An 8,352-nucleotide genomic window follows, 5' to 3' on the forward strand; every position below is an offset into this window, starting at 1 on the left:
GTCATACATATAAAAATATATTCTACGTACAAGGATCAGCCTTCAATCAAAACCAAGGACCACCAAGGATGATGTCTTTAATTTCATCTTTGTAGTCTTCCCATTCATGTACTCCATCACCATCGCCATACTTACGTTCGGCCCAGTCGCCTACTTTCTTGGCTGTTTTTTTAACCCAAGCCAATAAGCCACCACCAGTTATGAATGCCAGCTGTTCAGGAGTAAGCTCCATGTCTTCAAGCTCATTCATAACGAGTGCTTCAAAGTCAGCTTAGTTAATCTGGTTTGTAAATGTAGTCATGATTAAAAATGAGTAGTGTATTTAAGTTCGTTGGAATTTCTTCCGCCGACAAACACATCATCTGCCAAATCAGCAACAACTGTGATGATCTGAGTCATCTTCAACTGTGATCTTAATCACAAGCTGAAAAGGCTATAAAAAACCCCGCTCGATGGCGGGGTAGCAAAGATCTCCTTGCAGCAATCTGCATTTGCCGTAGACATGCATATGAGAATATATTCTATCTACAAGGCTCAGTAATGAACCATGACTTTAGCGAGGCCCCAGAAGTCTTGCAATTCAATCTCTCCATCACCATCGCCATACTCACGGTCGACATATTCGCCATATTTCCTTCCTAATTTCTTGGCTGTTTTTTTAACCCAAGCCCAGAGGCCTCCACCAGTTATGAATGTCAGCTGTTCAGGAGTTAGCTCCATGTCTTCAAGCTCACTCATAACGAGTGCTTCAAATTCAGCTTGGTTGATCTGGTTTGTCAATGTAGTCATGATTAAAAATGAATAGTTGTCTTTAAGTTCGTTGGAATCTCTTCCGCCGACAAACACACCATCTCCCAAATCAGCAACAGCTGTGATGATCTGAGTCAATCACTTCTGTGAAGCTGGTCACACTCTAGCTTCTCCTGAGACAGAGGTATCAATCAACTTGTCTGCAAATCACTCCAGCAGAACCCCCCCACTGATGATGCATCGAGTTCAAGATCTAGCGATACTATCGGCCCATTCCATCCACTCTTATGAAGCCTCGCCTAATGAGGATTGCCTATCTGTGAATTTTCCGCTTTTAATTCCACCATGTCTTGAAAGAGATTATCCCTTTCTAGAATAAATCCACAATTTCATATCAGAAAGCACAATCTAGTCGCAATGATGTTTTAAAGGAATACATCAAGTAATCAATTTAAAAGTCAATCCAAAAAGGGGGCTTAAGCCCCCTTTTTGGATTCAGGCTATCAAGACCTTTCGCCCACTGATATCTCTCATTCCTAATACCAATAGAGCAGCAAAGCTATTTACGTTCAGGCCATGAAACAAGAAATATACCTCAAGCCGCTCAAAATACTTTGACAACCCTGACCATTCATACTAGGCATAAAAAACCACCGTACTTCATATAATAATCAAATACTGGCAATCAATAGGGCGTCTCCGCGTTAAATTCAGTCAAACCACTCACGAAGAGCGACTTTATTCTTCAGCATGCAATCCGGAGACAAGCTAAATATATTTCTGATCACTTTTTCAATAGCTTGGAAGTGATATTTGCTTTCCAAACGGAAGCTCTTACATCTCTTGCTGGTCTTCGCAAAGGAAATGAACAAGTCCTATTGATTGAGCAGACGACCGAAAAACCTCCCTTCCCTCAGAGCATTAACGGATTATCAGCCCATCGCGAAGATCGTGGGGTCGACTGCTTAATCTGGAGGGCTGGAGTTCTGAACACATGGTCCTCACCCAACTGCGCATCGCCTCTCGCCGAAGCCAGCTGGCCATGGTGCAAACCAATTGGGTGCAAGCGGAACTGGAGCAAGCACACCCTGGCCTTTCCATCTCCGTGGAAGCGATGGCAACCCAGGGAGACAAAATCCTCGATGTCGCCCTTGCCAAGATCGGCGACAAGGGCCTGTTCACCAAAGAGCTTGAAGCTCAGATGCTGATCGGCCGTGCCGATATCGCTGTTCATTCCCTCAAAGATCTACCCACCAATCTTCCCGAAGGGCTCATGCTTGGGTGCGTGACTGAGCGAGAAGACCCAGCCGACGCTCTGGTGGTGAATCAAAAGAATGCCGATCATCAACTCAGCACCCTGCCTGAAGGGGCAATCGTTGGAACAAGCTCGCTACGGCGCCTCGCCCAATTACGGCATCACTACCCCCATCTGGTGTTTAAGGATGTGCGCGGCAATGTGATCACCCGCCTTGAAAAGCTGGATGCCGGCAACTATGACTGCCTGATCCTTGCAGCAGCAGGTCTGACAAGGCTTGGCTTTGGAGATCGCATTCATCAGTTGATTCCCAGCGAGATCTCCCTTCATGCCGTTGGCCAGGGAGCCCTAGGCATTGAATGCGTGGAAGGTCACCCCGAAGTCCTCGAGGTCATCAAGGCGCTGGAACACAAACCAACAGCACAGCGCTGCCTTGCTGAGCGGGCCTTACTGAGAGAACTAGAAGGGGGCTGCCAGGTCCCCATCGGTGTCAATAGCCGCATCGAAGCCAATGAATTACTGCTCACGGGCATGGTTGCCAGCTTGGATGGCAAACGGTTGATACGTGATCAGCATCGCGGCCCACTTGATCACTGCGAAGCCATCGGCAAGGAACTCGCTGAAACCCTGAAATCTCAAGGCGCCGGAGAGATCCTTGCGGAGATCTTCGCTGCTGTCAGGCCAGAAGCCTGACTCCTCTCAATCTCTATTGAGCCAGCTAGCTAGCTAGATCAATCAACCACACGTCAGTCTGTTGGCTGCGCTGACAAGGATCAGCGCAGAATTTCCACAGTTGTTCCCACCTCGACGACGTCAAACAACTGACGTACATGCGCATGAAGCATGCGCACACAGCCATTGGTGACTGCAGCTTTTGCATTGACCCAGTAGGGCCATGGGGTGCCATGAATGCCGAATTGGTTCTGACCACTTTGCAAAAAGCCAATCCAGCGATCGCCAAGCGGGCTAGCAACCCCAATCGCAGGATTCACTCGCCCAGATTTGGTGCTCTGATATTGCGGATTCGTCACTTTGTTCTCCACCTTGAAGACACCTGTAGGAGTAGGCGTACGAGGATCACCAATAGCGACCGGCCAGGGGCCAAGCTTCTCTCCATCGCGGATCACACTGATTTCACGACGACCAAGCAGCAAGACAACTTTCGTACTGATCTCAGGCGATACAGACACTTCAGAGTTATCCGTTGAGTCTTCAGGCGATGCAGACGCTTCAGATTTATCCGCTGAAACCTCAGGCGATGCAGACGCTTCAGTGTTATCAGCTGAGGCCTCAGGCGATGCAGATGCTTCAGTTTTTTCCGCTGGGATCTCAGCAGATGCTTGAACCATGCCTGGCAAAGCAACAGCTCCCGCCAGGATCAATGAGACAGGCAACAGCGAAAACGGACGACGCAACAGACTTGACACGGGCCAGCAAAGACTGATCAGTCTCAAGATAAACAGCGAGCAACAAAACCGTTCAGGCAATGTTCATTCGCTGCCAACGAACATTGCCGCAAGGATCAATCAACCAGTTTTGGCTCGATCTCAGCGAGATAACGGGCTTCGCAGCCCTTGATAATCTCGACAGCTTTTTGCACCCCTAAGAAGCCGTTCACCCTGCAGGTACCGGGCTTTTTAAGGTCCTTGTAGTGCTCCCAGTAGTACTGGGTCTCCTTCAGCCATTGCTCTCCGAGCTGTTCAAAGCTGGTGATGTGGTCCATGCGCTTGTCATCAGCCAGCACAGCGATCACTTTGTCGTCGACTTCACCACCATCATCAAAGGTCATGATGCCAATGATCCTTGCCTCAACGATCGAGCCAGGCACTAGCGGCTCTGTGACACTCACGATTTCGATGTCCAGTGGATCACCGTCTTCGTCCCATGTGCGAGGAATGCAACCGTAGGCAAAGGGATAGGCCAGGGAGGAGTAGCCAACACGATCAAGCTTGAGGTGGCCTGTTTCCGTGATCAGCTCATATTTATTGATCGTGTTGGAGTTGAGCTCCACGATCGTGTTGAGCCGCAATTCCGATTCATCGGCAAAGGCAGGCAACACATGCAAGAGGTTGGGTGTGCTGCGGCTTGGAGCCTGATCGATGTTGGCCATAAGTAGCGAAGTCGCCAGCGGCGCATCCTACGGGGGCGCCGCGATCAAGCTCATCGCTGCGACGAATCAAAAGTGATTGATTCAACAAAAGATGCTTAACACTATCCAAAGCTTTAAAAGGGAAATAAGCCAACAGCTGGCAGAGCAGTTGGCTTGATTAAGAGAACAAATAAAAAGATTAATTATTCACCATCTAAACATCAATCAATAACTTCTCGTTTAAAAGAGAAGCCTTTGGCCAATCATCTTCTTTGCTTCCATGAGACAAGTTAGAAGAGTTTGGGCTTAACAGAAGCACCCACACTCCCTTCCACATTAACCTTGCCATCAATATTGACTCTACCTTGCACTTTTAGCGGAGATGAATTCACCACATCCACCGGTGTTCGAATTTCATCCACGCTCACGCTTCCTTTAATCTCTTCTACCAACACTTGGCCGAGGATCGGCAGTGCCTTATTCGAGTTAATCGTCACGCCATTCTTCACAGCCACATCACCTTTCACAGAGAGTGGCTGTTCAGCGTTGATGTCAACGGTGGGCAAAGCAATCTGATCCACTTGCAATCCACCGACGATGCGAATTGGAATCGGGCGGCTGAGCAACTGCAGCGCTGTTGCAGAAAGCACCCCGATCGAGATCACCAGAGCGAAGGGCCATCTACTGACGATGAAAACTTGAAGCCACAACGGCGTGTCTTCTTTTTGAGTGAATGGCTTGCTCTGCATTGGACAAGATCTACTGCCCTATTGATACAAGACCAGCACCTCATGCGCTCATTACCCACAAGCCAAAACTGCGCAACCGAGACACCGATCCTGCTGATCGTTTTGGTAAAACAGATGTGGGCAGGTAGCAAAAGCCACATCTTCCCGTCATGCTGTGGACAGCATTTAACAGCTCAATCCCAGTGCAGCGTTCCCTTCGTCTCTCCTTATCGCTCACTGGTGCTGCGGCTCTTGCACTAGCCAACACTCCAATCCAACCAGTCGCTGCTCAAGAAGAAGACGGCAGTGCAGCAGATCTGGGGGTGATGGAGATCAACCTCAAAGACGCTGTGCGATTCAACTGGGGTTTTCAAGGCGCACTACAAGGCGCTGGCACACCCAATCAAGCTGGTATTGGAGCGTTTCTTCCCATTGCTGTTGGCGAGAACAGTGTGTTCTTTGCTGATGTTCTGCTCAACGCCAACTTCGCTGACTACGACGGCACCAGCAGCATCATCAATACAGAGGTTGCTGGTACCACCATCTCCACCTCAACCCGTTTGGGGTATCGCTGGCTGAATGGTGATCGCAGCTGGATGTATGGCATCAATGCTGGCTATGACAGCAGGCCGATGAATACAGGCAATGCTGATTCAGGTGTCACGCTCTACAACAAGGAAAGTGCTTTCTTTCAGCAGATCGCAGCAGGTTTAGAAGCAGTATCTGATACCTGGAACTTCAATGCCTATGCCTTAATTCCTGTTGGTGATACAGAGCAGCGCCTCAATGTGCGTTATCTCGGCGGGGCGCTTGATACCTATGGCCTTGATGTTGGTTATTTCATCACCCCTGAACTCAATGCCTCTGTTGGTTATTACTACCAGCAAGGTGATCTGGATGATGCTGATGGTTCTGGCGTGCAAGTCGCGCTGGATTATCAGATCGCTGATGGCTTAACTCTTGGCGTCAATGTTTCCTATGATGAAGCCTTTGAAACCAGAGTTTCAGGGAACATTAGCTATCGCTTTGGTAGCAATAGCTCAGCAGCTGAAACCAAGAAAAAAGCATGGCAAAAGCCAACGATTCAAGCCTTATCTGAAAGCGTTAAAAACAGGAATATCCGCGTTCATGATGCAGTAAGAGGCGTCAATTGCTATACTGGTCATCAACTTGACAATGACTGCCGTAAATGCTATTCACCTGGAGGATTTCTTACACCTCCAGCTCGCAAGGGTACAGGAGGTGGGTTCTGGTACAGGAGTATAAATATTGGCCCCACGTTGTGGCCGCACGGTGAGAGAATACATTGCTACGGAACTGGACCTGAAGTGGGACGACCGAATCCCGGTGGAAATTACAAGTCGTGGATAGGTTGGCAAACTATACCAAACTGAATGAAGTTTTGAGACTCCTCGGAATGCCCCTAAAAGAAGCGAGATGCCCGATCAATAACTGGGGCCTTATTTGTTATTAGATGTCTAGGGAGGCAAGCAAATAACAGAAGCCAAGCCTGGAAATACCTGCTCTGCACGACAAAGTCAGTTATCAACTTCTTAGCCCTAACCAATACTATTATCCCCTAAACTAATCAGCCAAAGCCGAGCCTGAAATCATCATCTTTAGAACAATAGCTCCCCGAATACCGCCTCTATCTGTTCCGATTAGGGCAGGATTAAGCCAAGACGTCAATCCCAATAAATAGGGATCTCGGGATCTCGGATCTAAATAGATCCAACTATCTTTATGAGGGTGCAATGAATAGACTGGCAAAAGATTCTTTAGTCACGGCAATTAAGCACCATCCCTCCATCCCAACAATTCTTCTCGCCCGGACCGCCCGTATCAGCAACATCAAGCATCTTAAACAATCCAGGCACACATAAAATGCCATCACCTGTTTCTACCCAACCAGGCGCACATTTAGAGCCCGGCTGTTCAACAGCGGCCTCGTCAGTTTCCACTTCTTCATTCGGTACTCGCTGATTGGTTACTGAATTAGCTGGCACTCGCTGAATAGCTTGCGGATTAGCGGCTGCTTGGTTAACCGGCACTTGATTATTATTCAACTGGGCACTGGCTAGGCGCATAGCATCAAGCTGACTTTCAACAACTTGATCAGTAATAACGGAATCTCTAGAAAGTATGCCAGTGGTGATAATAATAAATACCAAAAGCATGACGCCAATGGCAGCCAATATGCCGTTAATACCTTTCATTTGCGACGTTCTGCTGTATCAAGCATAACGGGCCCTGGGGAAAATCCCAGAAGAAAGAAAATAATTAGTAAGAACATCTAACACCAAAGAAAGATGCCATTCAGCCAATGCCCTTCACTTCAATGCAATTGATTTGATCTAGTAACAGCAGCAGTCGTTTTCAACATGGCCCAGAATGTACGCTAGGTGCACCTATTAAGTTCTTGGAGCTGCTTAAGCTTGCCCTCAAGGCAATCAAGAAAAGGCTTCCTTGAAAGAGCTTGCCCAGTTACTCTTTTCACCAATTTCTCGGCATTCATCATCCGGCCAATCGGGTGCAGATGCTCTCGCAACCAAGCCAACAGCTGATGCTCATTACCACGAACCACGCATTCCTCAAGTGGTCCAATCGACTACTGCATCGCTTCTGATAGCTGGGCACTAATCAGATGCCCCATCAGAGAAGAAGGGAAATAACCAAATAATCCTTCACTTTAGTGTACATAGAATGCAATCCTTCAAGACCAGCTGCACTGCAATAGGTTTCGAGGGCAGGCATAGTCTGGTAAGCAGATTATTCAAAGATCTACAGCAATTCGGGAGAGCAACTCTCCAAGATGAAGACCAAGATCCAAAGCGCTGCTTATCAGTCGAAATCCTCAGCAATTAGGCCCTTACGAGCGAGAGAATCACAATCTTTCATACAATTTCCTCTACTACCACTTACATGTAAGGAATGAGTTGAACAGTGAATCAATAACTTGCCTTGACCACTTGCTATAGACCAATTCCTGCAGTTGATGTGGGCTGATAGCTGAAACCAGAAAGCTCCCAGATAATGAGTGACCTTTTAAGCGTTTTATCCCAGTGCAGCGTTCGATTCGTCTCTCCTTATCGCTCACTGGTGCTGCGGCTCTTGCCTTAGCGAGTTCTCCTATCCAGCCAGTAACTGCTCAAGAAGAAGACGGCAGCGCAGATGATCTCGGGGTGATGGAGATCAACCTCAAAGACGCTGTTCAGTTCAACTGGGGTTTTCAAGGTGCATTGCAAGGAGCAGGAACGCCTAACCAAGCAGGTATTGGCGCGTTTCTGCCGATAGCTGTTGGTGAAAACAGCGTGTTCTTTGCTGATGTTCTGCTCAACGCCAACTTCTCTGATTACGACGGCTACAGCAGCATCATCAGCACAGAAGTGGCTGGCACCACCATCTCCACCTCAACCAGGATTGGTTACCGCTGGCTGAACGGTGATCGCAGCTGGATGGTTGGAGTGAATGCTGGCTATGACAGCCGGCCAATGAATACAGGTAATGCTGATTCAGGTGTCACCCTCTAC

The 8,352-nt window shown here is 48.2% G+C and carries 8 protein-coding genes and 2 pseudogenes; 3 read left to right on the top strand and 7 right to left on the bottom strand.

The window, feature by feature from the left end; all coding sequences use genetic code 11:
- Positions 1-46: 46 nt before the first annotated feature.
- Together EV12_RS12580 and EV12_RS12585 are read right to left on the bottom strand one after the other, a co-directional pair.
- The gene (locus EV12_RS12580) at positions 47-250 is read right to left on the bottom strand and encodes a hypothetical protein (protein ID WP_036915958.1); all 204 of its coding nucleotides are present in this window, start codon (positions 248-250) and stop codon (positions 47-49) included.
- Between the two features lie 284 nt (positions 251-534).
- The gene (locus EV12_RS12585) at positions 535-888 is read right to left on the bottom strand and encodes a hypothetical protein (RefSeq protein ID WP_036915959.1); all 354 of its coding nucleotides are present in this window, start codon (positions 886-888) and stop codon (positions 535-537) included.
- A gap of 856 nt (positions 889-1,744) precedes the next feature.
- Here EV12_RS12585 and hemC point away from each other — a divergent pair.
- Positions 1,745-2,698, top strand: coding sequence for a hydroxymethylbilane synthase (gene hemC, locus EV12_RS12590; protein WP_036915961.1), 954 nt, complete (start codon positions 1,745-1,747; stop codon positions 2,696-2,698).
- Positions 2,699-2,778: 80 nt separating this feature from the next.
- Here the strand turns inward: hemC and EV12_RS12595 are convergent, their stop codons facing one another.
- The 3 genes from EV12_RS12595 to EV12_RS12605 form a co-directional block, all read right to left on the bottom strand.
- The gene (locus tag EV12_RS12595) at positions 2,779-3,432 is read right to left on the bottom strand and encodes a L,D-transpeptidase (protein WP_036915971.1); all 654 of its coding nucleotides are present in this window, start codon (positions 3,430-3,432) and stop codon (positions 2,779-2,781) included.
- Positions 3,433-3,527: 95 nt separating this feature from the next.
- Positions 3,528-4,115 (bottom strand): inorganic diphosphatase, encoded by a 588-nt coding sequence (locus EV12_RS12600; protein WP_036915962.1) that lies wholly within the window; start codon positions 4,113-4,115, stop codon positions 3,528-3,530.
- Between the two features lie 269 nt (positions 4,116-4,384).
- Entirely contained in the window at positions 4,385-4,843 is a 459-nt protein-coding gene (locus EV12_RS12605; RefSeq protein ID WP_036915965.1) for a hypothetical protein, read from the bottom strand.
- Positions 4,844-5,025: 182 nt separating this feature from the next.
- Here EV12_RS12605 and EV12_RS12610 point away from each other — a divergent pair, with 182 nt between their 5' ends.
- Entirely contained in the window at positions 5,026-6,216 is a 1,191-nt protein-coding gene (locus EV12_RS12610) for an inverse autotransporter beta domain-containing protein (RefSeq protein WP_241466627.1), read from the top strand.
- Positions 6,217-6,600: 384 nt separating this feature from the next.
- Here the strand turns inward: EV12_RS12610 and EV12_RS12615 are convergent, their stop codons facing one another.
- Entirely contained in the window at positions 6,601-7,038 is a 438-nt protein-coding gene (locus EV12_RS12615) for a hypothetical protein (RefSeq protein ID WP_036915966.1), read from the bottom strand.
- 182 nt (positions 7,039-7,220) lie between these two features.
- Positions 7,221-7,511: pseudogene (locus tag EV12_RS13335) on the bottom strand (carboxypeptidase M32); the annotation flags it as partial.
- A gap of 373 nt (positions 7,512-7,884) precedes the next feature.
- Between EV12_RS13335 and EV12_RS12625 the strand changes: the two are divergent.
- Positions 7,885-8,352 (top strand): annotated as a pseudogene (locus EV12_RS12625) (carbamoyl-phosphate synthase); the annotation flags it as partial.

Source organism: Prochlorococcus sp. MIT 0701 (assembly GCF_000760295.1).
Lineage (GTDB): Bacteria > Cyanobacteriota > Cyanobacteriia > PCC-6307 > Cyanobiaceae > Prochlorococcus.